Source organism: Microbacterium rhizophilum, from assembly GCF_039605615.1.
Lineage (GTDB): Bacteria > Actinomycetota > Actinomycetes > Actinomycetales > Microbacteriaceae > Microbacterium > Microbacterium rhizophilus.
The window spans coordinates 129,205-154,795 of sequence record NZ_JBCNUN010000003.1 but is presented as its reverse complement, the minus strand read 5'-3'; the positions used below and the strand labels follow the sequence as shown (position 1 = coordinate 154,795).

At 72.2% G+C, this 25,591-nt stretch carries 27 protein-coding genes; 15 read left to right on the top strand and 12 right to left on the bottom strand.

From position 1 onward, the window contains the following. Nucleotides 1-3: 3 nt before the first annotated feature. On the bottom strand, nt 4-2,169 hold the full coding sequence (locus tag AAD528_RS07330; protein WP_345751416.1) for an MMPL family transporter: 2,166 nt from the start codon (nt 2,167-2,169) through the stop codon (nt 4-6). Between the two features lie 61 nt (nt 2,170-2,230). Between AAD528_RS07330 and AAD528_RS07325 the strand changes: the two genes are divergently transcribed. The 5 genes from AAD528_RS07325 to AAD528_RS07305 all read left to right on the top strand — a co-directional run bounded on the left by AAD528_RS07325 (nt 2,231) and on the right by AAD528_RS07305 (nt 5,884). Next, entirely contained in the window at nt 2,231-2,794 is a 564-nt protein-coding gene (locus tag AAD528_RS07325; protein ID WP_345751415.1) for a MarR family winged helix-turn-helix transcriptional regulator, read from the top strand. A 381-nt stretch (nt 2,795-3,175) separates the two neighbouring features. Beyond that, complete coding sequence (locus AAD528_RS07320; RefSeq protein WP_345751414.1) at nt 3,176-3,901, top strand: winged helix-turn-helix domain-containing protein; 726 nt, start codon at nt 3,176-3,178, stop codon at nt 3,899-3,901. 164 nt (nt 3,902-4,065) lie between these two features. Next, the gene (locus tag AAD528_RS07315; RefSeq protein ID WP_345751413.1) at nt 4,066-5,046 is read left to right on the top strand and encodes a DNA-3-methyladenine glycosylase family protein; all 981 of its coding nucleotides are present in this window, start codon (nt 4,066-4,068) and stop codon (nt 5,044-5,046) included. A gap of 1 nt (nt 5,047) precedes the next feature. Further along, nucleotides 5,048-5,236, top strand: a complete 189-nt coding sequence (locus AAD528_RS07310; RefSeq protein ID WP_345751412.1) for a hypothetical protein — start codon at nt 5,048-5,050, stop codon at nt 5,234-5,236. A 219-nt stretch (nt 5,237-5,455) separates the two neighbouring features. Beyond that, entirely contained in the window at nt 5,456-5,884 is a 429-nt protein-coding gene (locus tag AAD528_RS07305; RefSeq protein ID WP_345751411.1) for a hypothetical protein, read from the top strand. Nucleotides 5,885-5,992: 108 nt separating this feature from the next. Here the strand turns inward: AAD528_RS07305 and AAD528_RS07300 are convergent, their stop codons facing one another. From AAD528_RS07300 to AAD528_RS07285, 4 genes are read right to left on the bottom strand one after another with little or no spacing between them, the layout of a single operon-like run. Then, a complete protein-coding gene (locus AAD528_RS07300) occupies nt 5,993-6,751 on the bottom strand; it encodes an iron ABC transporter ATP-binding protein (RefSeq protein WP_345751410.1) in 759 nt (252 codons plus the stop codon). Continuing rightward, entirely contained in the window at nt 6,748-7,731 is a 984-nt protein-coding gene (locus AAD528_RS07295; RefSeq protein WP_345751409.1) for an iron chelate uptake ABC transporter family permease subunit, read from the bottom strand. The genes AAD528_RS07300 and AAD528_RS07295 overlap by 4 nt, the downstream gene beginning before the upstream one ends. 34 nt (nt 7,732-7,765) lie before the next feature. Continuing rightward, nucleotides 7,766-8,779, bottom strand: a complete 1,014-nt coding sequence (locus AAD528_RS07290; protein ID WP_345751408.1) for an ABC transporter permease — start codon at nt 8,777-8,779, stop codon at nt 7,766-7,768. Nucleotides 8,780-8,786: 7 nt separating this feature from the next. Then, complete coding sequence (locus tag AAD528_RS07285) at nt 8,787-9,827, bottom strand: siderophore ABC transporter substrate-binding protein (RefSeq protein ID WP_345751407.1); 1,041 nt, start codon at nt 9,825-9,827, stop codon at nt 8,787-8,789. 138 nt (nt 9,828-9,965) lie between these two features. On the opposite strand from AAD528_RS07285, the gene AAD528_RS07280 reads away from it, so the two are divergent. From AAD528_RS07280 to AAD528_RS07265, 4 genes are all read left to right on the top strand, one after another. Next, nucleotides 9,966-10,781, top strand: coding sequence for a siderophore-interacting protein (locus tag AAD528_RS07280; RefSeq protein WP_345751406.1), 816 nt, complete (start codon nt 9,966-9,968; stop codon nt 10,779-10,781). 52 nt (nt 10,782-10,833) lie between these two features. Beyond that, on the top strand, nt 10,834-11,055 hold the full coding sequence (locus AAD528_RS07275; protein ID WP_345751405.1) for a PLDc N-terminal domain-containing protein: 222 nt from the start codon (nt 10,834-10,836) through the stop codon (nt 11,053-11,055). A gap of 43 nt (nt 11,056-11,098) precedes the next feature. Further along, nucleotides 11,099-11,947, top strand: a complete 849-nt coding sequence (locus AAD528_RS07270) for an NAD-dependent epimerase/dehydratase family protein (protein WP_345751404.1) — start codon at nt 11,099-11,101, stop codon at nt 11,945-11,947. Nucleotides 11,948-12,096: 149 nt separating this feature from the next. Then, the gene (locus AAD528_RS07265; RefSeq protein WP_345751403.1) at nt 12,097-12,564 is read left to right on the top strand and encodes a VOC family protein; all 468 of its coding nucleotides are present in this window, start codon (nt 12,097-12,099) and stop codon (nt 12,562-12,564) included. A 3-nt stretch (nt 12,565-12,567) separates the two neighbouring features. On the opposite strand, the gene AAD528_RS07260 is transcribed toward AAD528_RS07265, so the two are convergent. The 3 genes from AAD528_RS07260 to AAD528_RS07250 are packed head-to-tail and all read right to left on the bottom strand — an operon-like array spanning nt 12,568 to nt 14,523. Then, the gene (locus AAD528_RS07260) at nt 12,568-13,419 is read right to left on the bottom strand and encodes an aldo/keto reductase (RefSeq protein WP_345751402.1); all 852 of its coding nucleotides are present in this window, start codon (nt 13,417-13,419) and stop codon (nt 12,568-12,570) included. A 40-nt stretch (nt 13,420-13,459) separates the two neighbouring features. Then, a complete protein-coding gene (locus AAD528_RS07255) occupies nt 13,460-14,008 on the bottom strand; it encodes a hypothetical protein (protein ID WP_345751401.1) in 549 nt (182 codons plus the stop codon). Nucleotides 14,009-14,034: 26 nt separating this feature from the next. After that, a complete protein-coding gene (locus AAD528_RS07250; protein WP_345751400.1) occupies nt 14,035-14,523 on the bottom strand; it encodes a MarR family winged helix-turn-helix transcriptional regulator in 489 nt (162 codons plus the stop codon). Between the two features lie 84 nt (nt 14,524-14,607). Between AAD528_RS07250 and AAD528_RS07245 the strand changes: the two genes are divergently transcribed. Then, nucleotides 14,608-16,848: an LLM class flavin-dependent oxidoreductase gene (locus AAD528_RS07245; RefSeq protein ID WP_345751399.1), complete on the top strand. Its 2,241-nt coding sequence runs from the start codon at nt 14,608-14,610 to the stop codon at nt 16,846-16,848. Nucleotides 16,849-17,005: 157 nt separating this feature from the next. Here the strand turns inward: AAD528_RS07245 and coaBC are convergent, their stop codons facing one another. Then, on the bottom strand, nt 17,006-18,205 hold the full coding sequence (gene coaBC / locus AAD528_RS07240; protein WP_345751398.1) for a bifunctional phosphopantothenoylcysteine decarboxylase/phosphopantothenate--cysteine ligase CoaBC: 1,200 nt from the start codon (nt 18,203-18,205) through the stop codon (nt 17,006-17,008). 193 nt (nt 18,206-18,398) lie between these two features. On the opposite strand from coaBC, the gene AAD528_RS07235 reads away from it, so the two are divergent. Further along, the gene (locus AAD528_RS07235; RefSeq protein WP_345751397.1) at nt 18,399-19,157 is read left to right on the top strand and encodes an NRDE family protein; all 759 of its coding nucleotides are present in this window, start codon (nt 18,399-18,401) and stop codon (nt 19,155-19,157) included. 81 nt (nt 19,158-19,238) lie between these two features. On the opposite strand, the gene AAD528_RS07230 is transcribed toward AAD528_RS07235, so the two are convergent. Beyond that, nucleotides 19,239-20,171 (bottom strand): alpha/beta fold hydrolase, encoded by a 933-nt coding sequence (locus AAD528_RS07230; protein WP_345751396.1) that lies wholly within the window; start codon nt 20,169-20,171, stop codon nt 19,239-19,241. A gap of 116 nt (nt 20,172-20,287) precedes the next feature. On the opposite strand from AAD528_RS07230, the gene AAD528_RS07225 reads away from it, so the two are divergent. Together AAD528_RS07225 and AAD528_RS07220 are read left to right on the top strand one after the other, a co-directional pair. Beyond that, nucleotides 20,288-20,842: a DnaJ family domain-containing protein gene (locus AAD528_RS07225; protein ID WP_345751395.1), complete on the top strand. Its 555-nt coding sequence runs from the start codon at nt 20,288-20,290 to the stop codon at nt 20,840-20,842. A gap of 34 nt (nt 20,843-20,876) precedes the next feature. Beyond that, nucleotides 20,877-21,893 (top strand): hypothetical protein, encoded by a 1,017-nt coding sequence (locus tag AAD528_RS07220; protein ID WP_345751394.1) that lies wholly within the window; start codon nt 20,877-20,879, stop codon nt 21,891-21,893. A 239-nt stretch (nt 21,894-22,132) separates the two neighbouring features. On the opposite strand, the gene AAD528_RS07215 is transcribed toward AAD528_RS07220, so the two are convergent. Then, nucleotides 22,133-23,908: a DUF2207 domain-containing protein gene (locus AAD528_RS07215; protein WP_345751393.1), complete on the bottom strand. Its 1,776-nt coding sequence runs from the start codon at nt 23,906-23,908 to the stop codon at nt 22,133-22,135. A 41-nt stretch (nt 23,909-23,949) separates the two neighbouring features. On the opposite strand from AAD528_RS07215, the gene AAD528_RS07210 reads away from it, so the two are divergent. Beyond that, a complete protein-coding gene (locus AAD528_RS07210) occupies nt 23,950-24,390 on the top strand; it encodes a MarR family winged helix-turn-helix transcriptional regulator (protein WP_345751392.1) in 441 nt (146 codons plus the stop codon). A 219-nt stretch (nt 24,391-24,609) separates the two neighbouring features. Here AAD528_RS07210 and AAD528_RS07205 read toward each other — a convergent pair whose 3' ends face one another. After that, on the bottom strand, nt 24,610-24,855 hold the full coding sequence (locus AAD528_RS07205) for a helix-turn-helix domain-containing protein (protein WP_345751391.1): 246 nt from the start codon (nt 24,853-24,855) through the stop codon (nt 24,610-24,612). Between the two features lie 492 nt (nt 24,856-25,347). On the opposite strand from AAD528_RS07205, the gene AAD528_RS07200 reads away from it, so the two are divergent. Continuing rightward, nucleotides 25,348-25,542, top strand: a complete 195-nt coding sequence (locus AAD528_RS07200) for a hypothetical protein (protein ID WP_345751390.1) — start codon at nt 25,348-25,350, stop codon at nt 25,540-25,542. Nucleotides 25,543-25,591 lie beyond the last annotated feature (49 nt).

The following is a 25,591-nucleotide window of genomic DNA, read 5'->3' as shown; positions in this document are numbered from 1 at the left end:
GCATCACCGCTCCCCGCGCGACAGCTTCGACGGCCACCAGATCGCGCGGCCGACGTCCGTCGCGAGGGCCGGCACGAGCAGCGAGCGCACCACGAACGTGTCCAGCAGAACGCCGAAGGCCACGATGAACGCGATCTGCACGAGGAACAGCACCGGGATCACCGACAGCGCGGTGAACGTCGCCGCGAGCACGAGCCCCGCCGACGTGATGATGCCGCCTGTGAGACGCAGCCCGCGCAGGATCCCCTCCCGCGTGCCGTGCGCGAGCGACTCCTCGCGCACGCGGGACATCAGGAAGATGTTGTAGTCGATGCCCAGCGCGACGAGGAAGACGAAGCCGTACAGCGGCACGGCCGGATCCGCTCCGGGGACGTCCAGCACGTGCTCGAACACGAGCGCCGCGACGCCCATCGCGGTGCCGAAGGACAGCACGGTCGTCAGCGTCAGCAGGATCGGCGCGAGCACCGACCGCAGCAGGAGCATCAGGATCACCAGGATCACGCCGAGCACGATCGGCACGATCAGCGTCCGGTCGCGGATCGACGCCTCGTTCGTATCGAGGTCCGTCGCGGTGGATCCTCCGACGAGCACGCCGGGCGCCGCGTCGGCGAAGGAGGCGCGCAGGTCCCGGATGGTCTGCTCGGCGGCGAGCGAATCCGCGGCGTCCGACAGCGTCGCCTGCAGCAGCACGGCGCCGTCCGAGACCACGGGCTCGGGCGCGGGTGTGCCGGGCGGGCCGAAGGCGCCGACTCCGTCCTCCGTGACGGGTGCGGTCATGCCGCTGCGGTCGACGATCGCGGCCACGTCCGCCACGCCATCGTGCGCGAGCAGGACGTCCACGGCATCCTGCAGGCGGTCTTCGGGCGCGATCACCGAGGCGGGGCTGCCCGATCCGGCCGGGAAGTGCTCTCCGAGCACCCGCTGGCCGTCGCGCGCCTCGGACGATCCGAGCACGAGCTCCGACTGCGGCACACCCGACGCCTGCAGCTGCGTCAATCCGATGCAGCCGAGCGCCAGCACCGCGGCCGTGACGATCCAGATCGTCCGCGGCCTCCGGGCGATCCCGCGGGACAGGCGCGCCCATGGCCCGCCGGCGGCGCCCGCCTCGGGCACGTCCGGGTCGAAGCGCGGCCGGCGCGGCCAGAACGCGGTGCGGCCGAGCGCGAGCAGCACCGACGGCAGCAGCGTCAGGGCCGAGAGGATGGCGAACGCGATGCCGATCGCCGCGACGGGTCCGAGGGCGCTGTTCGAGCGCAGATCGCTCAGCAGCAGGCACAGCAGTCCCGCGATCACGGTGCCGCCCGAAGCGACGATCGGCTCGACCGACCCCCGCAGCGCGCGCACGGTCGCGGTCCACCGGTGCGGCGTGCGCACGAGCTCGTCCCGGTAGCGCGCGACGTACAGCAGCGCGTAGTCGGTGGCCGCGCCGATCACGAGGATGAACAGGATGCCCTGCGTCTGCCCGCTGAGCAGCAGCACGCCGGCCTTGGCGAGCCACCACACGGTCAGCAGCGCCACGCACAGCGCGAACATGCTCGTCGCGAGCACCGCGAGGGGCAGCAGGAGCGACCGGTACACCAGGATCAGGATGAGCAGCACCGCTGCCAGCGCGACGCCGAGGAGCAGACCGTCGATGCCCGCGAACGCTCCGACGAGGTCGCTCGTGAACCCGGCGGGTCCGGTGATGTAGACGTCGATCCCCGCGGGCAGGCCGTCGGCGACGATGTCGCGCAGCTCGACCGTGGCGTCTCCGAGATCCGCGTCGCCGTCGAGCGGCACGAACGCCTGCACCGCGCGCCCGTCCTCCGAGGGGATCGGGGGCGAGGGTTCCCCCACGACGAGGTCGCCCGCGGCCGCGGCGTCGATCCGCGCGGCGATCGTCTCGAGCGCGTCCGCGCCGATCTCGGCGTCCGAGGCGAACACGACCACCGCCGGGATCGCGTCGCCCTCCGTGAACCCGGCCAGCCGATCCTGCACCTCGGTCGCCTCGGCGGTCGTCGGCAGGTAGGCGGTGCGGTCGTTCGACGAGACCTCGTCCACGCGGCCGAAGTAGGGGCCGCCGATCGCGGCGCCGGTCAGCCAGATCAGGATGAGGGCCGCCGGCAGCAGCACCCGCAGCCACATCGGCACTCCGCGGATCGACGAACCCTGGTCGCGACGCGTGCTCATGTCACTAGCCTAGCTAGATACCTTCATGGCTACCTACTTCCCGCGGGAATATCATTCGAGTGTGGCCCGCCCGACACCGCGCATGAGCGACGATCCGTCGCTGTTCGATCCGCGCGTGCTCGACCCGGCGCAGGAGATCGTCTCGCGTTCCGGGCTCGACGACGCCGAGATCGACCAGGTCGTCGAGGTGCTGCGGTCGCTGCGGCTGTGGCGCGAGGCCGACGAGCGGATGAGCGAGGCCTCCCGCCGCTACATGAAGCTCGGCGCCACCGACATGCGCGCGCTCCGGTTCATCATCGTGGGCCTGGAGAACGGGGAGGCCGTCACCCCGGGCGCGATCGCGGCGCACCTCGGGATCTCGACCGCGTCCACGACCAAGCTGCTCGACCGGCTCGCGGCCGCGGGGCACATCCGCAGGCTGCCGCACCCGACCGACCGTCGCAGCGTCGTGGTCGAGGTGCTGGACGAGACGCGCCGCGCCGCGCGCGACAGCATCGGCCGCTCGCACGCCCGCCGCTTCGACCTCGCGGCAGCCCTCACGCGTCAGCAGCGCGACGTGGTGATCCGGTTCCTGCGCGACCTCGCGGCGACCGAGGACGATCCTTCGCGCGATTCAGCAGCCTGACTCGGTTTCTCGCACAATGACGTCCGGGCGCGGACGTCGGATGTCACATTGCGTCATGTGAGGCGGGGAACGCTGAAACGGTTTGACACGCTGCGACACGCCCGGTCACAATTGCCGCATGTCTGACAACGCCACGCTTCTGTCCGCCCAGGAGGCGAACGGGACCACCGGGATGATGATGCCCGGCCGCGTTGTCATGTGCTGTCGAATGTGCCGCTGACCCCACCCCCAGCGCACCAGCCTCGCCCGCCGCTCCGCGGCGGCGAAGCGGAGACTCCGGATCACCGGACCCTCACCCCGGGACCGTCGCCATCTGAGCGCGATCGGTCGACACGACGCACAGCCGCACCGCCACGGTGCATCCCGCAAGGACACATCATCATGACGAACGCTCCCGCCCTCCTCGACCGACCGACCGCCGTCACCGCCCCCGCGCCGGTGCGGCACCTGCGCCCGCTGCCGCAGGTCGCCGACCACCGCCCCGAGGTCGTGGCCGTCCCCAAGCCCGCCGCCGCACCGCGCGGATTCGCCCTGTACGTCGGGCTCGACGAGCTGAAGGCCGCGGCCGACGGCGTCAGCCTGCCGGTGCTGGTCGAGGCGCTGCGCCGCACGATAGCCGACCTCGCGCCCAGCGCCGAGACCTACGCGGCCGTCGCGCTCGCCCCGCAGCAGGCCGGCGGCCGCGACGTCGACGTGGTGCGGCTCGCACTGCACGAGCCCGGCGCGGTCGCACGCACCAAGGCCGAGACCGACGAGCAGGCCGAGGCCGCCCGGGGCGTCGTGGTCGACATCTCCCGCAAGCGCGTCGTGATCGACGGCGAGTCGGCCGGCCTCACCTTCAAGGAGTTCGAGCTGCTGCAGTACCTCGTGCTGCGCGAGGGCCGCACGATCGAGCGCACCGAGCTCGTCTCGTCCCTGTGGGACGCGAACGACGCCGACGCCCCGGGCGAGCGCACGATCGACGTGCACGTGCGCCGCCTGCGCTCGAAGCTCGGCGCATTCCAGGACATCGTGCGCACGGTGCGCGGCGTCGGCTACCGCTTCGACCGCCACGCCGACGTCGCCGTGCGCTACGGCTCGGGAGCGCCCTCGCCCGACCGCTTCTGATCCGGGCGCGGTCATCGAGCGAGCGCCAGCGAGTCGAGATCACCAACCGCAAGCGCGAGAGCGACGTCGACTCGGTCGCTTCGGCTCGCAAGCTCGCTCAGCAACCGGACGGCGATCGGACGTCGCGCGCCGGGATTGTCAGACCCGTCACGTAGCGTGAGCGCATGATCCCGTCCGCCGCGCTCGAGTCGCGCCTCGCCGTCCGCGAGCGCGACCCTCGACCGGATCCAGGGCCCCGCCTCGAGACCGTGTACCGGCCCGCGCGGCCGCTGGACCTGTACGCGACCGTCGCGGTGTTCCAGCGCGGCCCGGGAGATCCGACGCAGGCGTGGAGCGCCGGAGTGATCTGGCGCGCGATCCGCACCCCGCAGGGCGTCGCGAGCCTCGCGCTGCGGCAGATGGGCGACGGATCCGTGCGCGCCGCGTCGTGGGGACCGGGACGCGAGTGGGCGATCGCGCAGGCGCCCACGCTGTGCGGTGCCGAGGACGACGACACCGGCTTCGACCCGTCGCCGCACCCGCTCATCGCGGACTCCCATCGGCGCAACCCCGGCCTGCGCATCGGCCGCGGCGACCTCACGTTCGACCTGCTCGCGCAGTCCATCACCGAGCAGAAGGTGACGGCGATCCAGGCGTTCGCCGCGTGGCGCCGGCTCGTGACGTGGTTCGGCGAGCGCGTGCCCGGCCCGACGCCGAAGCCGATGTTCGCTCCCCCGTCGATCGACGGCTGGCGACGCATCCCGTCGTGGGCGTGGCACCGCGCGGGCCTCGAACCGCCGCAGAGCCGCACGATCGTCGAGGTCGCCCGCCGCGGCGACTCTCTCGTCCGCGCGGTCGAGAGCGCCGCGCCCGACGCGCGCGACGCGATCCTGACGTCCCTCCCCGGCATCGGCCCGTGGACGTCGGCGGAGACCCGGATCCGCGCGTTCGGCGATCCGGACGCGGTCAGCGTCGGCGACTACAACCTCGCGCACGAGGTCGGCTACGCGCTCACCGGCAGCCGGGTGGACGACGACGGCATGCTCGAGCTGCTCGCGCCGTGGGCGGGGCAGCGCCAGCGCGCGATCCGGTACATCTTCGCCTCGGGCGTGAGCGAGCCGCGCCGCGCGCCGCGCCTGCACCCCGAGGACCACCGGAGCCACTGACGTGTGGCTGATCCTGCGCAGCGTCGCCGTGCTGATCGCCGGCGGCGTCCTCGGCGCCGCCTACCTCGGCAGCCCGTGGCTCGGCCTGCTGATCGGTCTGCTCGTGTCTCTCGGTCTGTTCCTCGCGTTCGAGGCGCGGAAGGGGAATCACCCCGGCCGCGACGAGCACGACGACGGCGCGCGGCTCTGAACCCGGGGCCGGTCTTCCGCCCTGCTCTTCCTGACCCCATGATGGGCGCAGAGAGCGGCGAGCCGAGCGCGAGAGGGCACTGCGATGACCGCACCGGCAGGATGGTACGACGACGGATCCGGGTCCCAGCGGTGGTGGGATGGCAGCGCGTGGGGCGCGCTCGACTCGGGTGGCGCTGCCAGGTCACGAAGACACTCGCGGCTGCAGACGCGCTGGAATGTGCTCCACTGGATCGCCGGGAGCTGGGCGCTGCTGGTGTTGAGTCTGGCGGCTTTGGTGCCGAGCCTGGTCGCGGAGGACCCCGTGCGCGATGTGGCCGCATTGCTGGCCGGAGCCGCAGCGTGTCTCCTGGGCGCAGTCGCGACCTCATCCGTCCGTGGAATGCGGCTCTCGGACGACGACTTCATCAGAGGCACCTCCACGATTCGGACGATCGAAGCGGCGTGGCTTCTCATGATCACGCTCGTCGGAGTGAGCGTCTTCGCGGAGATCCCCGCCCTCGAAGACGCGGCCTACGGCATGTTCCTGCAGCTCGTCGGCTGGGGCAGCCTGATCGCTCTCATCGGTCCGGGCTACAGCGAATACCGGTCGGCGCGCGCCGCCTCCGCCGCTCGCGCCTCGGCGGCGGCGAGCAGCCCTCAGCCTTAGGGGTCCCGCGCTGCGATCCCGCGGCGGCGCCGTACTGATCGCCGGCGGCATCCTCGGGCGCCCACCTCGGCACCCCGGCCGCGACGAGTACGACGACGGCGCGCGGCTCTAGCCGTAGTACAGCGCGACCGGGCGGCCGTCGATCTCGCGCACGTCGACCGCCGTGTCGTAGACCGCCTCCAGCACGTCGGGGCGCATGATCTCCGCGCTCGGCGCGTCGGCGACGATCCGTCCGTCTCGCATCGCGACGATCCGGTCCGCATACGTCGCGGCGAAGTTGATGTCGTGCAGCACGACGACGACCTTCAGGCCGAGCTCGTCGGCCATGCGGCGCACGAGCTTCATGATCGAGGTCTGGTGGCGCAGGTCGAGGTTGTTGAGCGGCTCGTCGAGCAGCACGTACTTCGTGTCCTGCGCGAGAACCATGGCGATGAACGCGCGCTGTCGCTGCCCGCCCGAGAGCTCGTCGAGGAACCGGTCGCGGTACTGCCCCAGGTCGAGGTAGGCGATGGCGCGCTCGATGTGCTCGCGGTCGGCGACGGTCAGCCGCCCCCTCGAGTGCGGGAAGCGCCCGAACTCGACGAGGTCGTGCACCGTGAGCCGCGCGGCGATGTGGTTCTCCTGCCGCAGCACGGCCAGCACCTTCGCGAGCTCCGACGAGGACGCCGTGGCGACGTCCTGCCCGTCGACCGTGACGCGCCCCGCATCCGGTTTGATCAGCCGGCCGACGATGCCGAACAGCGTCGACTTGCCGGCCCCGTTCGGTCCGATCAGCGCCGTGATGCCCTCCTCGCCGAACGAGACGGTCACGGAGTCCAGGACCGTGGTCCCGCCGTAGCGCTTGGATGCGCCCTCGAGCGCGATCATCGCGCCCCCTTTCGCAAGACGAGGAACAGAAAGAACAGGCCGCCCGCGAACTCGATCACGGTCGACAGCGTCGCAGTGAAGGCGAAGACGCGCTCGATCAGCAGCTGTCCGCCCAGCAGGCAGACCATGCCCAGCAGCACGGATGTCGGCAGGGTCCACGCGTGCCGGAAGGATCCGGCGTACGAGTACGCGAGGTTCGCCACGATCAGGCCGAAGAACAGGATCGGACCGACCAGCGCGGTCGACGCCGCGACCATGACCGACACGATGGCGAACAGCATCATGACCGTGCGGCGGTGGTTCACCCCGAGCCCGACCGCCGCCGGCTCGCCGAGCGTGAGCACGTCGAGCGTCGCCAGCAGCGGGATCACGGCGGCGCAGCCGAGCACGACCAGGACCGCCGTGAGGACGAGCAGGGTCTCGTCCGGCCGGGTCAGCGACGCGAAACCGGCATCGCTCAGCACCTGGAACGCGACCGGATCGAGCATCCGCTGCATCCACTCGGTGAACGAGCGGAAGAACGTGCCGAGCACGATGCCCACCAGCAGCATCAGGTGGATCGACCGCCGCTTCCCGCCGAACAGCCACGTGAACAGCAGCACGCTGAACGCCACCATGACCGCCACCTGCGCGCCCCACAGGATCAGCGGATCGAGCGTCAGGAACGACGTCGCCCCGAAGAAGAACACGACGATCGTGGAGATCAGCATGTAGAAGGCGTCGAACCCCATGATCGACGGCGTCAGGATCCGGTTCTGCGTGATCGTGTGGAACACCACCGTCGACACGCCCACCGCGGTGGCGACGACCAGCATCGCCGCGACGCTCAGCCCGCGGATCTTCAGCGCGAACGCGAGCGATCCCGGCACGTCCGTGAACAGGAACAGCGCGACGAGCGCCAGCACGACCGCGGCAAGCGCCGCGATCCGGACCGCCGGACGGCGCCATGCGGGAACGGGCGCCGACGCGATCGCCGGCACCGACGGTGTTCCCCCAGCGGCAGCGGCAGATGATTCAGTGAGCACGGCTCCCCCTCCGCAGCAGCAGCCAGAGGAACAGCCCGGCGCCGATGATCCCGACGATCACCGAGAGCGGGATCTCGTACGGGAACCGCAGCACGCGGGCGAGGATGTCGCACCCCACCACGAACACCGCGCCGAGCCCGGCGACCCAGGGGATGGAGCGGCGCACGTTGTCGCCGATGATGAGGCTCACGACGTTGGGCACGACCAGTCCGAGGAACGGGATCATCCCCGCCGTCACGAGGACCGCCGCGGTGGTCACGGCGATGATCATCATCCCGATGGCGACGACGCGGCGATAGTCGAGGCCGAGGTTCGTGGCGAACTCCTCGCCGAGTCCGATCACGCTGAAGCGGTCGGCGGCGACCCACGCGATCGCGCCCATGAGGCCCGCCACCCAGAGGAACTCGTAGCGGCCCTGCATGACGCCGGCGAAGCTGCCCTGCGCCCACTGACCGAGCGACTGCAGCAGGTCGAGGCGGTACGCGAAGAACGTCGTGACGGCCGCGACGATCCCGCCGAGCATGATCCCGACGAGCGGCACGAGCACCAGCTGGCGGACCGGGACCGCGCGGATGATCCGCAGGAACACCCAGGTGCCCGCGAGCCCGAAGAGGGCGGCGACACCCATCTTGCCGACCAGCGCCATGCCGGGCCAGAACACCATCGTGACGAGCATGCCGAGCGTCGCGAACTCGCTCACGCCCGTCGTGCCGGGCTCGACGAAGCGATTGCGCACCAGCATCTGCATGATGAGCCCGGCGATCGCGAGCGACGCCCCCACCAGCAGCAGCGCGAGCGTCCTGGGGATGCGGCTGACCAGCAGCAGGAACGCCGCCCGGCTCTCGGGGCCGCCCGCCAGCAGCGCCAGCGGTGAGACATCCGAGACGCCGATGAACAGGCTCGCGACCGACAGGCCTGCCAGGGCCGCGCCGATCGTCGCCCCCGTCCAGGCGCGCCGGGGGCGGGCCTGGACGGGGGCGACGGTCGTGGCGACGGCGGTCACGGACGGCTCAGCGGCCGGCGATCTGCAGGACGTCGTCGATCATCCGCTGGGTCGTGTCGATCCCGCCGAACACGATGTACCAGGCGGTGGGGTCGAGGTAGAGGATGTCGTCCTCCTGCGCCGCGGTGGTCTGGTTCACGATCTCGTTGTCCAGGACGACCTCGGCCGCCTGGGCACCCTCGGTCGCGATCGCGGCGTCGCGGTCGACGACCCACAGCCACTCGGGGTCGTGCTCGAGAAGGAACTCGAAGCTGATCGGCTCGCCGTGCGTCGCGGCCTGCACATCCTCGACGACCGGCTCGACGCCGAACACGTCGTAGAGGAGCCCGCCGCGCACCGCGGGTGTCTGCGCGTCCTTCGGGGCAGGAGCCAGGGCGCTGAGCTCGCCGCCGGACACCATGATGCCGAGGCCCGAGCCGCCGGCCTCGGCCACCGCGGCCCTGGCGTCGTCGATGCCGCCCTCGAGCGACTCGATCGCGGCCGCGGCCTCGTCCTGCGCGCCCAGCACCTCGCCGAGGAACGTGGTGTTCTCCTCCAGCGTGGCGAGGAACCCGCCGCGCATCGACAGGTCGATCGTCGGCGCGATCTCGTTGAGGTCCTCCCACATGCCGGAGGAGCGACCGCCGATCACGATGAGGTCGGGCTGCTGCGCCTCGATCTCGATCAGGTCCGCCTCGAACAGGGTGCCGGCGTTGAAGGCGTCGTCGGCGAGATAGCCCTCGAGGTAGTCGGGCACCGACTCGAGCGGCGCCCCGGCGATCTCGCCGCCGAGCGCGCCGATCGTGTCGAGCGCGGCCATGTCGAAAACCACGATCTTCTGCGGATCCGCCGGCACCTCCACCGTGGTCTCCTCGAAGACGGGCTCGGCGCCCTCCTCGGTCGCGGTGTTGCGGTCCCACGTGTACGTGAGCGTCTCGTCGGCCGGAGCCTCGGTGGGCGCATCGCTCGCGGCGGGCGTCGAGGCGCACGCGGCGAGCGCGATCGCGGATGCGGTCAGCAGGCCGAGCGCGGCGATCGGCCTGGCGGCGGTACGTCGGATGTCAGACATGGCGGTGCTCCTGTCCAGAGCGCGGTATCAGCCGCGGTCTTTCGGTGAAGAGGGATCAGCGGGGAGCACGCTCAGCGCGCGTACAGATTCAGCTAAGGCGAACCTAACCCCACCGCTGGGTAGGCTAGCCTAACTTCCATGACCGACGCGACCACGATCCCGCACGCCTTCACCCTCGAGCGGGAGCCCCTGGAGCTGAGGTTCCGCTTCGGCGCCCTCGCCTCCCGCGAGTGGATCACCGCGGACTACGTGCGGGTGCGCGTCGAGGGCGCCGACCTCGTCGGGTTCGGATCGAACGGGCACGACGACCACATCCGGATCTTCCTCCCGGACCCCGCGGCATCCGTGCCGACCACAGTCGAGGAGATGCGCGCCGCACCGAGCCGCGAGTTCACTCCGCTGCGGTGGGGCGTCGACGGGGACACCGGATGGCTCGACCTCGAGTTCGCGGTCCACGGCGACGAGGGCGTCGCGGGCGTGTGGGCCGCGACCGCTCCCCTGGGCTCGAGCATCGGCGTCGGCGGCCCGCGCGGCTCGCTGCGCATCGCGGGCGCGCCCGACGCCTGGCTGCTCGCGGGTGACGAGACCGCGATCCCGCAGATCCGGCGCTACGCCGCGCTGATCCCGGCGGGCGCGGCCGCCACGATCCTGATCGAGGTCGCCGACGCCGAGCACGAGGTCGCGATCGACGGTCCCGTGCCGGTCGAGTACATCCACCGCGGCGACCGCCCCGCGGGCAGCGCGCTGAACCTGCGCCTCGAGGCGATCGCGGCCGACGAGCGCCCCGCCGGCGACGTGTTCGCGTTCGTCGCGGCCGAGCAGGCGATCGTGAAGACCGGACGCGCGCTGCTCGTCGAGCGCTGGGCCCTCGAGCCCGACCGCATCGTGGTGAAGGGCTACTGGAAGCGCGGCGAGGCCGAGTACCACGCGCCGCACGGGCCGGGCGCGCGCTGACGGCCCGTCAAGCCCCGTGACACCGGGCGCCGGCGCGGCGCACAATGGCGGCATGACCACGAAGAACATGTCCGCGAAGAAGCCCTCGCCCCTGGGCAAGGTGGTCCTCTCGCTCCTCGGCGTCGTGCAGATCGGACTCGCGCTCGCGGCGTTCTCGGACCTCTGGGCCCGCCCCGCGAAGGAGGTCCGGATGACCAAGCCCGCGTGGATCCCGATCATCCTGATCAACTGGGTCGGCCCGCTGGCGTACTTCGTCGGCGGCGTCAAGCGCTGATCCGAACGGGCGCTGCGCGACGGGCCGTGGCAGGGTGGACAGCATGCGCATCGCTCTCACGGGGTCGTCGGGAAAGCTCGGATCGGTCGTCGCTCGCGAGTTGCGCGAGCTCGGCCACCACGTCGTCGGGCTCGACCGCGTCGGCGAGCGCGGCCGCGACTTCGTGCGGGTGGACCTCACCGACTACGGCCAGGTGGTCGACGCGCTGACCGCGGTCGGCGACACGCACGACGGCGTCGACGCCGTCGTGCACCTCGCGGCGATCCCGGCGCCGGGCCTCGCGCCCGACGTCGCGACGTTCCACAACAACATCGCGACGACCTTCAACGTCTTCTGGGCCGCCGTGCGGCTCGGGATCGACCGGATCGTCTACGCGTCCAGCGAGACCGTGCTGGGCCTGCCGTTCGACGTGCCGCCGCCCTACGTGCCGGTCGACGAGGAGTACCCCGCCCGGCCCGAGTCCGTCTACTCGCTCGTGAAGCACCTCGAGGAGCAGCTCGCGATCGAGCTCGCCCGCTGGAACCCGACCCTGTCGATCACGGCGCTGCGGTTCTCGAACGTGATGTGGCCCGAGGACTACGCGGAGTTCCCGTTCGACGCCGACCCGTCCGCGCGCAAGTGGAACCTGTGGGGCTACATCGACGCGCGCGACGGCGCGCACGCGGTCGAGCGCGCGCTCGAGGTCGCCCCGGCAGGCTTCGACCGGTTCATCATCGCCGCGGCCGACACCGTCACGACCCGGCCGAACCCAGAGCTGCTGGCCGACGTGTTCCCCGATGTCCCCGTGCTCGGCGAGGTCGGCCGGCACACGACGCTGCTCTCGATCGACAAGGCCCGCCGCCTGCTCGGCTACGCGCCGGTCCACAGCTGGCGCGACCACAAGGGCGACTGACCCGCACCCGCGATACGGAGATCCGTGCGCCGCCGAGGCGAGCGCCCCCGGGCCTCCGACACGCGGGCGTCCCGACCCTTGCCAGCGGGTCGGCGGGGCGGGAAGACTGAACCCGATCCCCGCCCAGACAGTGCAGTCAGGAGTCCGCTGTGCCCGTGCTCAATCCCTACCTGACCTTCCGCGACAGCGCCCGCGAGGCCATGGAGTTCTACCGCTCGGTGTTCGGCGGCGAGCTCGAGATCGAGACGTTCGGCGACAGCGAGCTCGACCACCACCCGGACGACGCCGACCTCGTGCTGCACGCCGTGCTCGAGACGCCCGAGGGGATGGTGCTGATGGCGAGCGACACACCCTCGGGCGTGCCGTACGAGGGCCCCGGCGGCCACTCGGTGTCGATCAGCGGCGACGAGGAGGAGGACCTCAGCGAGTGGTGGGAGGCCCTCTCGGAGGGCGGCACCATCACGCTGCCGCTGTCCGAGCCGGACTGGGGCGGCCTGTTCGGGATGTGCACCGACCGCTTCGGCGTGAAGTGGATGATCTCGATCCTCGACGAGGAGGACGACGACGAGGACGAGGACGACCTGGACGACGACGTCGAGGAGGACGAGGAGGAGTAGGCCCTAGAACTCCTCGTGCGTGAGGGGGTCGCCGTCCCAGAGGCGGCCCCGCTCGAGCGCCGAGATCGCCTCGACGTGGTCGTCGTCGAGCGCGAAGCCGAAGACGTCCGCGTTCTCGCGCTGGCGGTCCGCATCCGAGGACTTCGGGATGGGCGTGGACCCGAGCTGCACGTGCCAGCGCAGCACGACCTGCGTCGGGCTCACCTGGTACGCCTCGGCGAGGTCGCGGATGAGCGGCTCGGTCAGCAGCTCGGTGCGGCGGGCGAGCGGGCTCCAGCTCTCGGTGCGGATGCCGTGCTCGGCGTGGAACGCGCGCAGCGCGCCCTGCGGGAAGTACGGGTGCAGCTCGACCTGGTTCACGACCGGGACGACGCCCGTCGCGTCGATCAGCTCCTGCAGCATCGCCTCGGTGAAGTTCGAGACGCCGACCGACCGGACGAGGCCCTCCTCGCGCAGCGCGAGCATGCCCTTGAAGGTGTCGAGGTGCTTGCCGACGCTGGGGTTCGGCCAGTGGATCAGCAGCAGGTCGATGCGGCCGAGCCCGAGCGTGGCGTTCGACTCGCGGCCGCTCGCGATGGCCTCGTCGTAGCCGTGGTGTCGCCCGGGGATCTTCGTCGTCACGACGATGTCGTCGCGCTCGACCACGCCCGCGGCGACCGCACGGCGCACGGCCTCGCCCACCTCGTGCTCGTTGCCGTAGTTCACGGCGGTGTCGATCACGCGGTACCCGGTGCGGATGCCCGCCTCGATCGCGGCGATGCCCTCCTCGCCGGTGAGCTTGTACGTGCCGAGACCGAGCTCGGCGAACGTCGTGCCGTCGTTCAGGGTGATCGCGGGGATGTCGATGTCGGCCATGCGAAAGAGCCTATCGGCGCGCCGGACGCAGCGTCCCGGCTCAGAGCGCGGCGAGCCAGTCGGCCCAGTGCGCCTTCCAGCGCTCTGCCTCGTCGGGCCCGACGAGCTTCTCGTGCGTCACGCCGAGCTTCGTGCGCTCGCCCGCCGGCTCGCACGTGAACATCACGACGCCGGCGTCGTGCCCGCCCTCGGTCACCGCGAACCGCAGCCCCTTGGACGTCGCGCGGGAGCGCAGGGCGGTGTCCAGCCCGTCGAGCAGGTCGGCGCGCGCCGCGTCGTCGAGGAGGGCGGATCGGATCCCGTCGGCCTCGCGATCGACCGTGCGGCTGCGCTGCACGGAGAAGGTGCCGTCGGGCATCTGGCCAGGCAGCCGCAGGCCGCGGATCCGCTCGTAGCCGACCGTCACGTTCTGCGCCCACCACGCATCGACGCCCTGGTCGGCGACGAGCCAGCGCGCGATCGCGGTGTGCCCCGCGCCCGCGCCGGGACCGTCGTCGATCGCCGCCGCCCAGTCGTCCCAGCCGCGCCCCGTGCTGGCGCGGATCGTGTCGTCGTCGACGAGGGGCCGCGCCGCCCATCCCGTGCTCATGGCACGAGACTACGACCCCGCCGCTGTCACCCGCGGGCGACGACGCCGCAGCGGTCGTCGCCGGGCGCCGCGCCGGAGGCGGCGTGCTCGAGCAGCCCGCACAGCAGGTCGCGCTGCTCGGGCGCGAGACCCGCCAGCAGCTCGGCCTCGGCCTCGAGCACACGGGCGTCGAGATCGTCCACGACGCGCTGCCCGGCCTCGGTCAGGACGACGCGGCGCGCGCGGCGATCCGACGGATCCAGCCGACGCTCGATCAGGCCCGCGCGCTCGAGGTCGTCGAGCACGTACGTCATCACGGTGCGGTCGATGCCGAGGCGCGCGGCGAGGGCGGCCTGGGTCGGCGGCTCCTCCTGTGCGCTCATCGCGAGCACCTGGTAGCTGCGGTCGCCGTGCGGCAGCTCCTCCGCGACCGCGCTGACGCGCGCCTTCCACTCACGCAGCAGCGCCGTGAGCGACCAGCCGAGCATCGACCGGCTGGGAGCGGTGCGGGGGCGGATCTCGTCGGTGGCGGCCATGCCCCGATCGTACCGGAATAGGATGTGATGCAGATGAGTTGTGAAGCAGACGATCTGCTCGACAGAACTTTCAGGAGACACCGGATGCCCGACTACGGTCAGGACCTGAGCTTCGGCTCGTTCCTCACGCCCGCCAACGCCGACCCGCAGCAGCCCGTGCGGCTCGCGCAGCTCTCGGAGCAGGCGGGGCTCGACCTCGTCACGTTCCAGGACCACCCCTACCAGCCGGCGTTCCACGACACGTGGACGCTGCTGAGCTGGGTCGCGGCGTCCACGAGCACCATCACGGTCTCGGGCAACGTCCTGAACCTCCCGCTGCGCCAGCCCGCCGTGCTCGCGCGCTCGGCGGCGTCGCTCGATCTGCTGTCCGGCGGGCGCTTCGCGCTGGGCCTCGGCGCCGGCGGCTTCTGGGACGCGATCGAGGGCATGGGCGGCACGCGGCTCACGCCCGGCGAGGGCGTCACCGCCCTCGGCGAGGCGATCGAGATCATCCGCGGCATCTGGGACGCCGGCAATCGGCGGCCCCTCAAGGTCGACGGGCGCTTCCACCGCGTCGCGGGCGCGAAGCGCGGCCCCCGACCCGCGCACGACGTGCCGATCTGGCTCGGCGCGTACAAGCCGCGCATGCTGCGCCTGACGGGCACGGCCGCGGACGGCTGGCTGCCGTCGCAGGCGTACATGCAGCCGGGCGACCTGCGCCGCGGCAACGCGACGATCGACGAGGCGGCCGAGAAGGCGGGCCGCAGCCCGTCGGAGATCCGGCGCCTGCTCAACATCGCGCCGCAGCAGCAGTCCGACCGCTGGATCGACGAGCTCACGGGCCTCGCGCTCGAGGACGGCGTCTCGGCGTTCATCCTCGCGAGCGACGACCCGGCGACGCTGCAAGCGTTCGGCGAGGACATCGCGCCGGCCGTGCGCGAGGCCGTGGGGCGCGAGCGCGCGGACCGCGGCACCGTGGCGGCGAACGCCCGCCGCGGTGCGACCGCGCTGGCCCTGCGCCGCGACGGCATCGACTATGACGCCGTGCCCGCCTCGCTGGCCGCGAGCGCGATCGAGCCCGGCGACCGCGGCTACGACGACGTGCGCCACAACTACCTGCGCTCCGGTCGCCCGGGGCTCGTGCTGCTGCCCTCGACGCCGGCGGAGGTGGCCGAGGCGCTGGGCTACGCCCGCGCGCAGGACGTGCCCCTCGGCGTCCGCTCGGGCGGCCACGGCGTCAGCGGCCGCTCGACCAACGACGGCGGCGTGGTGGTGGATCTGCGCCGGCTCGCCGCCATCGAGCCGCTCGAAGCCGGTGAAGGAGCGGGCACCCGGATCCGGATCGGCACGGGCGCGACGTGGGGCGAGGTCGCGCAGGCGCTCGCCCCGCGCGGGCTCGCGATCAGCTCGGGCGACTACGGCGGCGTGGGTGTCGGCGGCCTCGCGACCACGGGCGGCATCGGCCTGCTCGGCCGCACGTTCGGCCTCACGATCGACCACGTGGTGGCGGCCGACGTCGTGACCGCGGACGGACGGATCCTGCGCGCGAGCGCGGACGAGCATCCGGATCTCCTCTGGGGGCTGCGCGGCGCCGGCGGCAACCTCGGCATCGTGACCGCGGTCGAGATCGAGGCCATGCGCCTGGGGAACGTCGTGTACTCGCAGATGGTGTTCGACGCGAGCGACACGACGGGCCTGCTCGAGCGATGGGGCGCCGCGGTCGAGGCGGCGCCGCGCGAGCTGACGAGCTTCCTGATCCTGTCGCCGATCCGGCCCGGCCAGCAGTCCGTCGCGCAGCTCATGACGGTGTTCGCGGGCGACGACACGGATGCCGCCATCACGGCGCTCGAGAGGCTCGCGGACGCGGGACCGCTGCTCGACCACAAGGCGTACGTGATGCCGTACTCCGGCGTCGTCGCGCCGGGCGACCGGCACCATCAGGGCGGCGGCGATCCCGTCTCCCGCACGGGGCTCGTCGACCACCTCGATCCTGCGACGGCGCGCGCGTTCGCCGACCTCGCCGGATCCGGCGCGGCGTACTTCCTGCAGGTACGCGCGACCGGCGGCGCGGCGCACGACGTGGCGCCCGACGCCATGGCCTACCCGCACCGGCACCAGAATTTCCTGCTCACGGCGCTCGGCCGCTCGCACGCCGAGCTCGACCCGTTCTGGGACGGCGTGGTCGCGCCGCACACGAACGGCCTCTACCTGTCGTTCGACACCGACCAGCGCCCGGAGCGCCTCGTCGACGCGTTCGGCGCCAACCTCCCGCGCCTGCGCGAGGTCAAGCGGGCCTGGGACCCCGACAACGTGTTCCGCGCGAACTTCCCGATCACTGTCCCCTAGCCGCGCGCGGATCGATCGCTCGGCCGACGCTTCGCGCCGGCACTCGCGCTCCATGGGTTGTCGCTTCGCTCCATCCGCGCGCTGGTCGGCCGCATCCGCGGCACGGTCGCTTCGCTCCCACAGGGACATGTCGCCCGGGTGAGCTTTTTCGGCCCGCTCAGCGTCGCACGTCGACCACCGCATCCAGCAGGGCGTCGGCGACCTCGCGCTTGGAGCCGGTCGCCTCGGCGACCACCGCGTCGTCCGGGCCGATGACCGCCACGGTGTTGTCGGCACGCTCGAAGCCGGCCTCCCAGCCGACCTCGTTCACCGCGAGCAGGTCGGCGCCCTTGCGGCGGCGCTTGCGGATGCCGCGCTCCAGCACGGTCTCGTCGTCCGTCGGCATCTCGGCCGCGAACCCCACGACGGTCTGGCCCGGCCTGCGCGTGGCGGCCAGGCCCGCGAGGATGTCGGCGTTCTCGACGAGCGCGAGCGTGGGCGCGCCGTCCTCCTTGGCGAGCTTGCGATCCGACACCGTGGCGACGCGGTAGTCCGCGACCGCGGCGGTCATGATCACGACGTCGGCGTCCGCGGCGAGCGCGGTCATCCGCTCCCCCAGCTCGGCGGCCGTGCCGGCGTGATGGATCCGGATCCGGTCGGGCACGGTCGCGAGCACGCCCTCCTCGACGTGCGCCGCGACGAGCGTGACATCGGCGCCGCGCTCGGCCGCGGCCACCGCGATCGCGATGCCCTGCCGTCCGCTGGAGCGGTTGCCGATGAAGCGGACCGGATCGATCGGCTCCCGCGTGCCGCCCGCCGACACCAGGACGCGGATGCCGGCGAGGTCCTGCGCGGCGGCGAGCAGCCGGCCGACCTCGGCGTGGATCGCGTCGGGCTCGCTCATCCGGCCCGGGCCGCTGTCGTCGCCGGTGAGCTGGCCGCTGTCGGGGCCGATCAGCCGGACGCCGCGCGCACGCAGCGTCGCGACGTTCGCCTGAGTCGCGGGGTGCAGCCACATCTCGGTGTGCATCGCCGGGGCGATCAGCACGGGGGCCTGCGTCGCGAGCAGCGTCGTGCCGAGGAGGTCGCCCGCGAGACCGGCCGCCATCCGCGCGATCGTGTTGGCGGTCGCCGGGGCGATCACCACGAGGTCCGCCTCCTGGCCGAGCGCCACGTGCCGCACCCGCGCGACGTCGTCGTGCACCGAGGTCGTGACGGGGTGCCGGCTGATCGCCTCCCACGTCGGCGCCCCGACGAACCGCAGCGCGTCGTCGGTCGGCACGACGTGCACGTCGTGCCCGTCCTTCACGAGCAGCCGCACGAGCTGCACCGTCTTGTACGCGGCGATCCCGCCGGTCACTCCCACGACGATGTTCACGCGCGCCAGTCTGCCGTCTTTCCCGGCCGCGCGTGGTCGAACCCGGCGGGGTCCTGCCGCTGTGCGAGCGAAGCGAGCGTGCCGCGGATGCGGCCCCGCAGCGCGCAGCGCTGCCGGCGATGGAGCGAAGCGACAGCGCCCTCGCTCGCGAGGGCGCCGCTTGCGGCCCCGAGCGTGCGAGACAATGACAAGGATGTGCACCGTCGTGATCCGCGTCCCCGAGCCCGGCTCGTCCGAACCCGTCCGCCTGCTCGCGGTGCGCGACGAGGATCCGCAGCGCCCGTGGAATCCGCTCGGCGAGTGGTGGCCGGATCGCCCGGGTCTGGTGGGCGTGCAGGACCGGGTCGCGGGCGGCGCGTGGCTGGCCGCGCAGGGTCCGCGGCTGGCGGTGCTGCTGAATCGGGCCGGGGAGCCGTCGGGCGTGCGCGCCGAGGAGGTCGAGTCGCGCGGCGGCATCGTGCTCGCGTCGGTCGCGGGCACCTCGCCCGAGGGCGCGCCGCGCACCCTGGGCTTCAATCTCGTCGAGGTGGACGGCACGTCGGCCGGCGCAGAGGTCGCGGTCACGGCGTGGGACGGCGTGGCGCTGCGGCGCGAGACGCTCGCGCCCGGCACCCACATGCTCGCGCACGACGACGTGGACGACGCCACGACGCCGCGCATCGCCGCGTGGCACCACTCGTTCGAGGACACGGCGTTCGCGGACGCCCCGGGCGGCGTCGACGACGAGTGGGGCGACGGGCCGGAGTGGTGGGAGCCGTGGATCCGCGTGCTCGGCGACAGCGCGATGCTGGATCCGTCGGACGACCGCGCCATCATCCGCGACAACCACGCGCACGGCTACCCGACGGTGTCGCTGCTCGCGTGCGTGGCCGAGATCCGGCCGGACGGTTCGGACGTGCACTACGCGCAACTCGAGCGCCCCGGCCATTGGAACGCGCTCAGCTTCGACTGACGGGTTCTCCGGAGATGCCGCGTTCTCAGGTGCGGGCGCGCGGGATCGATCCGGAGAAGCCGTCATCTCCTGAGAACGCGCTCAGCTTCGGGTGACGCCGCCCCGGACCTCGTGGTCGAGGTCGAGGACGGCCGCGGCGACCTCCGCGGGCGCATCGAACGGCTGATTGTGCCCGCCCGGCACGAGCCGGTGATCACGGAGGTCCGCGAAGTGCCGCTCATGATGTGCGCGGCCCTGGGGCACGATCATCGGATCGTCCACGGGGTCCAGCACCATCGCGGGCACGGCGACCGGCGGCAGGGCGGCGAGGCGCGCCTCGTCGGCCGCGTACTCCGGCGCGCCCTCCGCCAGCCCGTAGCGGTGGCGGTACGAGTGGATCACGACGTCGACGAAGTCCGGGTTGTCGAACGCCGGCGCCGTGCGATCGAACTCGGCGGGGTCGATCTCGCGCGTGGGCGACCACTCCCGCCACAGCTGCAACGCGAGCGCGCGCCGGTGGCGCGTGAGCCCCGCCCGGCCCCGCTCGCCGTGGAAGTAGTACTGGTACCACGCGAGCCGCTCGTCGGCCGGCACGCCGGGCTCGCCGGCCGCCGCGATGTCCTGGATCGTGTAGCCGCCGAGCGCGACGACCCCGCCGATGAGATCCGGCCGCAGAGCGCCGGCGACGCTCGCGGCGCGTCCGCCCCAGTCGTAGCCGACCAGGATGGGATGGTCCAGGTCGAGCGCCTCGACCAGCTCGACCGCGTCGCGTCCGATGGCGGCCTGCTGACCGGACCGGGCGATCCGGTCGTCGCGGAATCGCGTGGGGCCGAAGCCGCGCAGGTACGGCACGACGACGTGCATGCCGGCCGCGGCCAGGCGCGAGGCCACGGCCTCGTACGAGAGCGGCCCGTACGGGAAGCCGTGCAGCAGGACCGCCGCGCTGCCGCCCTCCGGCCCCGCGACCTGGGCGGCGATCTCCAGCGCACTGGTGCGGATCGTGACGGAACGGAACGTGATCGCGTCGTCGCTCATCGCCCCACTCTCGCGCCCGGGGCGTCGCCGGGGCGAGCCCCTTGCGGCGCCGGACGAGCTCTGGCAGGCCCGACGGGCATAGCCTGGAGGGACCGAACGTCCCCGGGGGGGTGCCCATGACGGATCCGCGGGAAGCCGCCGCCCGCTACCGGGTCGAGCGTGACGTCGGGCAGGCCGCGGAGGACGAGACGCCCTCGTGGTCGACCCCGGAGGAGCGCGCGGCCGTCGTGGAGCAGGCGATCCAGCACGCGATCCGGCGTGGCGAGTTCGAGAACCTGCCCGGCGCGGGCAAGCCGCTCACCGGGCTCGGGCAGTCGCACGACCCGGACTGGTGGATCCGCCGCAAGATCGAGCAAGAGAACCTGCGCGGTCTCGGCCCGCCCGCGCTCGCGCTGCGGGTCGAGGACGCCGAGCTGGACGACCGCCTCGACCGGATGACGCGCGAGCAGGACGTGCGCGAGACGCTCGAGGACTTCAACCGGCGCGTGAAGCACGCCCGCCTGCAGCTGCTCGGCGGGCCGCCCGTCGTGACGCCGACGCGCGACGTCGAGGCCGAGATCGCCGCGTGGCACGAGCGCCGCGAGGAGCGCGGCCGTGCCGCGCGCGAGGCCGCGGCGGCCGAAGCGCCCGAGCCCCGCCGGCGGCGGTGGCGCCGGCGCGAGCGCGCCTGACCGCGCGGTGGACGAGCCGCGCCATCACGGGCACGTGTCCGCTTACGCTTGCCCGCAAGGAGGTGTCGTCATCGCGAACGAGCAGGCCGCCGCGGCCGCGCAGGACGGTGCGGCGCACGACGCCGAAGACGTCCCGCGCGATGCCCCCGCCGAGCCCGTCAGCCCTCCACGACCGCGACGTCGCACCGGATGGATCGTCGCCCTCGGCATCGGCGTGATCGCGCTGGCGGTCGGGGTGGCGCTCCTGCTGCTCGAGCTCCAGAGCATGAACGCCCGCATGGAGCGGCAGCAGGAGCGGATCGAGCAGCAGGAGCGGCAGATCGAGGAGCAGAAGGGCCTCATCGACCGGAAGGAGACGTTCGGAACCGCCATGGAGGAGCTCACGGCGACCGCCCGGGAGTTCGAGGGAGTGGGGGTGGGCGGCCTCGTACCCTCGTGGCAGCTCAGCTATCTCGCCGAGTCGGCCTGGCGGCACCGCTACGACGCCGCGGCGGTGGAGCGCGGCACCGACGAGGCGATCGCGCTGATGGCGCAGCTCTCGACGCGGCTCATGGACGCGAGGTCGCAGGCATCCGGCAACTCCACCGGCAGCGTCTACGAGGAGGTCGTCGACCGGCTCGGCGACGGGTTCGCCACGACCTCGATCGACGACGCCGACCGTCTCTGCGGCGCGGACGTGCTCGGGTGCGTCGACAGCGCCGGCCCGCGCACCGTGCACATCGACGCCGCCGGCGCGGCGCTGCCCTACATGACCGACTGGCTGAAGACCGGCATCGCGTACCACGAGTACGCGCACGTCCTGCAGCTGACGAACCCCGCGCCGACGGAGAGCGCCCTCGCGGCATTCGACGGCGACCATGAGTGGATGGCCGACTGCTTCGCCCTCACCTACCTCGACGGGTGGAGTCTCGACCACCGCGTGTGGGTCAGCTCGTTCCAGTACTGGGACGTCAGCGTGGGCTATGGGCGCACCTGTGACGCGTCGCAGCAGGAGGTCCTGGGCGACTGGCACTCGCAGCTCGGCTACCGCAGCGAGCCCGTGGCGCAGTAGCCGGGCGGCGTCGGAACGGGCCGATCCTGGCCGTCCGCTATGCCCGGGATATGAGTCACGAAAAAGTAACGACGAACCCTTGTGCGCCGTTACCGCACCGTTATAGAGTCATCTCACCGGCGGACGTTTTGCTGTGGCGGACGTCGGACATGTGATTGCAGGACACTCTTGGTGCAAGGGACAGGGGGCCTGTCGGATGCCTCTCCGACGGGCCCCTCACCATGTCCGGACGCGGCGGCTCACACACCCCCGCCGCCGCCTCCACCCCCGCCACCGCCCGCGGATCCGCCGCCGGACGATCCGCCCGACGAGCTCGAGGCGCTCGACATCGCGCTGATGCTCGCGGCGAACGCGCTGGCGTTCAGCGGCCCCGATCCGACGTACCAGCCGGGCGAATCGCCGGGGTACATCACCGCGAGGCGCTCGGCCCACTGCTTCTCCTGTCCGAACACGACCGCGAACGGCAGCAGCCGCTCGTAGAGCACGAGCATCTCGCGCGGATCGTTCACGTCGACCGGCCGGCGCTCGGCGCCATGCGGCGACTGCAGCATCCGGATACGGTCCTCCTCGGCCCACGCGATGAACTGCTCGAGCCCGCGCAGGTGATCGCGGATCTCCGCACCCTCGCTCGTCAGCGGGTTGCGGGCCAGGATCACGAGCACTCCCACGAAGGCGAGCGACCCGAAGATCAGCAGCAGGATCGGCACGAGCGGCGTGACGTAGGCGAGCAGCGCCGCGACCCCCGCCCCGACCGTGACCACCAATCCGGCGATCGCCAGGATCACGGGCCACGTCCCGAAGCGGAAGCCCGTGCCGCGGCGGTACGACCTGTTCCGCGCGCCCGCCCACGACATCAGGCGGTGCGCCGCGGTCGAGAAGCGCGTGCTGGTCGTGCCGAACACGAAGGTCTCGCCGGGGCGCAGGTCGTCGCCGAACAGGCCCTTCAGGATGATCCGCCCGTTCTCGTCCGCGCGGCGCGGGTCGATCAGCTCGGCGGTGAACTTCGAGGTGCCGAGGAAGCCCTGGGACGCGATGATGCGCAGCGTCCCGTTCACGGCCTGCTCGAGGATCTCGGCGGGCACGATCCTGCCCGCATGTCCCAGGATGGCCGCGGCCGTCGCCGCGTCGATGCCCGACGGCGGGTCGTACTCGGCGATCACGACCGGCCGGCCCGGGTCGTCCCGCAGCCGCCGGCGCCGCACGAGCACGGCCCACACCAGCGCGACCGCGCCGAGCACGCCGCCGCCGATCTGCGCGAGCGCGGCCGGCGACGACGCGACCGAGGCGTCGAACGGCGTGAACGTCCCGGGCTCGAAGCCGATCGCGAACGTCACGGCCTGGTGCGGCCGCACGTCCTCGGCGCGCGCCTCGAACCGGACGGATCCGTCGGGCTGCCGCGCCGGCTCGAGCACCGCCGAGTCGGTGGATCCCGCGTCGCCCGCGTAGGAGCGCGCATCCCCGGTGAGCGCGTCCGCGAGCGAGGCGTCCACCGTCACGGCGACCTCGACCGCGCCGAAGGGCTGCGACCACTCAGCCCCGAGCAGGTTCCAGTAGAACTCGTCGACGCCGCTGTCCTTCGCGCCCGCGACGTTGTCGAGCGTGTACGTGAAGACGTAGGTCTGCCGGCCGTGCACGAACTCGCCCTCGGGGACGGCGGACGTGATGATCAGCTCGCCGTCGTCGGTCTCGGTCTCGGCCGGACGCTGCCCGCCGCGCTCGTCCGTCACGGACACGAGCGTCGGATGCAGCGGCACTCCCTCGTCGTCGAGCGGGAGGCGGCGCTGCATGCCGCGGTTCTGGTCGACGTCCGGGAACACCGCGACGAACGTCTCGGTGATCCGCGCGACGCCCGCGCCGTCCCCGTCGCGCGACAGCGCGACATCCACCGTGAGGCCGTCGAAGGCGAAGTCGTCGACGTCGGCCGCCGCGGGGACCGCGATCGCGATCGCGAGCATCAGCCCCGCGAGCGTTCCGAGTGCCGCGCGTGCGCGCCCCGCTCCGCTGATCCAGGTCATGCCCACACGCTATGGCCAGGGCGCGCGGATACTCTGGAGTCATGGCTGATCGCAGGCTCGCCGTGGAGGCGTGGGAGAGCCTGTTCCGCGCGCAGTACGAGGTCTTCGCGCAGGTCGCCTCCGACTTCAGCGGCACGGATCTGACCCAGCCGGAGTACGACGTCCTGCTCACCGTGACGCGCGCCGAGGGCATGGCCGCCCGGCTGCGCGACGTGACCGCGAACATGCTCATCAGCCAGCCGAGCGTCTCGCGCCTGGTGGACCGGATGGTCACGCGCGGCCTGGTCACGAAGTGCTCGGATCCGTCGGACGGCCGCGGCGCGATCATCACGGCCACGGACAAGGGCGCCCACGCGTTCCGCACCATCGCCACCGCGCACGGCCGCTCGATCGCCGAGCGGATGTCGGTGCTGGACGAGGACGAGCTGCGGCAGCTGCGCGACCTCACGCAGAAGCTCCGCGGCACCCGTCCCAGCGAGTGAGACGGTTGTTCGCTCTGAGCGAACGGGACCGCGTGGTGGCGGCGCGTGGCCGAGCGGTCGGCGCGGCGCACCGAGCAGCGGCCGCCAGCGGGACCGTGGCGTGAGGTCCGCGCCGACGCGGAAATGAGAAACGGCCCGCCGAAGCGAGCCGTTTCGTTACTGTCTCAACACAGTTCCTGCGGTTCCGAAGAACCTGTGCGCCCGAAGGGACTCGAACCCCTAACCTTCTGATTGGTAGTCACGGCCGAGGGCGTCAACGAAGACGCTGAGGGGCTGGCCCGTGAGCCGAGCCCACGTGACCACCTGGGAGAACGACGGCTCGCTCACCCCGTGCTCCCACGCCGCGATCGTCGTGTGGGCGACGCCGAGGCGTTCGCCCATTGCTCGCATTGACAGGCCAAGCAGCCGCCTCGTCGCCGCGAGGAGATCCGGCAGCGTGCTCGCCTCAATCTGGATCATCGTCATGGTCAGCAGGCTAGCGCGCCACGTGGTGCGAAAACGCGACACGCCGTAGGAAATCCCTACCTAATGGTGTGAGTGGTGTTCCCATGCTCGACATGGAACGAAATCACACCATCTGGGCAGCTCGCCCACCACCAGCGGTCCCCTCGTGGATAGGGGACGCCCGCTCGACCGTCGCGACGACGGCCAAGGGCAGCCGCTCACGATCACGTGAGCGAGACACGCGGGAGGCGCTCCGCGAAACAAGATGCCCCCGACCTCACGAGCACGAGGTACCAACCCGAGCGGATCGGGAGCAGCGGTCAAGGCATGACCGGGCGCTGCACCCACACCACGACCCCGATCCGCATATCCCGTCCGTGACGGCCCGAGAGGGCCGTGCCAATACGCGACCGAAGCTCTGGCTCCGTGTACCGCAGGCCCCTCCGAAGCACATCTCTCGTGCGTAGGGGGGCCGTGCTCCCTCAACCCTTCACCATCCCCGCAGGAGCTGCCATGCCTCGACACCACGTCTGGGACGACGCCTCGGGCTGGTGCCTCACGTGCCAGACCTACCCCCACCGAGACGACGGACGACGATCCGCCCCCGGTGGCACCGACCTCGAGCCCGGCCCGAACTACACGCCCGACCAGCTCGCCCAGATCCAGACCCGCATACAGACCGTGCACGACAGGAGATACCCCCGATGATCGATCCCCTCGCTCTCACTGCCGAGGAGCACCGCGAGCGCGTGGCCAA